The organism is Pseudomonas sp. 1152_12 (assembly GCF_052850675.1).
In genome coordinates this window covers 1-1,311 of record NZ_VXCW01000043.1, presented here as the reverse complement: position 1 = coordinate 1,311, position 1,311 = coordinate 1, and the positions used below count along the sequence as shown (strand labels likewise).

The following is a 1,311-nucleotide window of genomic DNA, read 5'->3' as shown; positions in this document are numbered from 1 at the left end:
GAAACCTCCCACGTAACTGCCGGATAAGCTCTACAGATATCCCCTAAAAACCGCTGCAAAGTCCTTCGCCTGATCACACAGTGCGAGGGATTGCAGATGGCCTTTTGTGTTGAAAACCCTGTTGATGGGGCTGGCGCTTGAACCCGGCCATTGGCCGGCTGGCCCTGACGCCCATGGATGCCAAAGCGCCGGATGTTGAAGGCGTTTTGCGTGACTTTCGCAACTGCCTGAACACCTTTGACGACTGGGCTTCGAGCTTCTGGAGCTTTTCGGCGCTGGATGTCGAGCAGGTGTTCAAGGTCGGCGATGAAGTGGCGCTGGTCGCGCCCATCAACCGCTCCATTTTTCCCAGCAGCACCGTCGCCACCTGCCAGGCCAACGGCACATTGACCCTGGTGCACATGTTCCAGAGCACGCGGTTTGTGCCCATCGGTGACACGCCGGTGATACTGCAACGCGTCGACCCCAACGGCGGCCCATTGGGCGAGCCGATCCACAAGACCATCGGCCCCAGCGGCATTCTCGAAATCACCGAGTGTGATCGCAACCAGCAGTACCGAATCAGTTTCTACCCCAACGTTTCCAAGGATCACGTCAAGGCGCTGTATGCGTCTTATCAGTCGGTGATCGGGGAGTTGGAAGCGCGCCTGCGTGATGAGTGGAACAGCACCTTTCAGGCGCGGTGGAAAGACTATTCGGACGCTACCCCGCTGGACCGGCGCAGGATGGTGGAAGCGGCGTTCCTCAGTGGCATGGGCAAAGCGCTTTACGGCCTGTGGGACAACATCACCCAACTGGTTGACTTGCTGGCGGACATCAAGCCCAACAGCGAGAAGTTGCTGAACTACATCTCCCAAACCGAACTGGATGAACTGCTGAAGCTGGGTGACGACGCTATTGCGCAGGGTCTGCTGGTGCTTAGCGATGAACCGCTGCTGTTCATTTATGTGTCGGCGATGGTCAGCTGGATGCGCATGCTGGCGCCGCAAGAAATGAATGAGTTGATGGGGGAGATCACTGGCGAGGTATTGATCAACCTGCTGCTGGTTTGGGCAACGGCGGGAATGGGTGTGGCGGTGCGCCTGGGTACGCAGGTGCTTGGGCATATCAAGTCTGGACGGGCCCGGGATTTGTTGGAGTTGCTGGCTAAAAAGCTGGTGATGCCCAGGTTGGAGCCGCATGCCGAGGTGGTTAAGCCGTTGCTGGTGAGTAGTGCGGCGATGCAGATTAAGACGGTGCCGGTTGCGCCGTTGAAGGTTGGGGAGAACCTGGTTGCGAACGCGGTGCCAGCGGTTCGCAGCAAGACGCAGA

Annotated in this window: 1 pseudogene; it reads left to right on the top strand. The window is 58.4% G+C overall.

Annotation, left to right across the window (positions count from 1 at the left end):
- Nucleotides 1–137: 137 nt before the first annotated feature.
- Nucleotides 138–1,311: pseudogene (locus FW764_RS28020) on the top strand (type IV secretion protein Rhs); the annotation flags it as partial.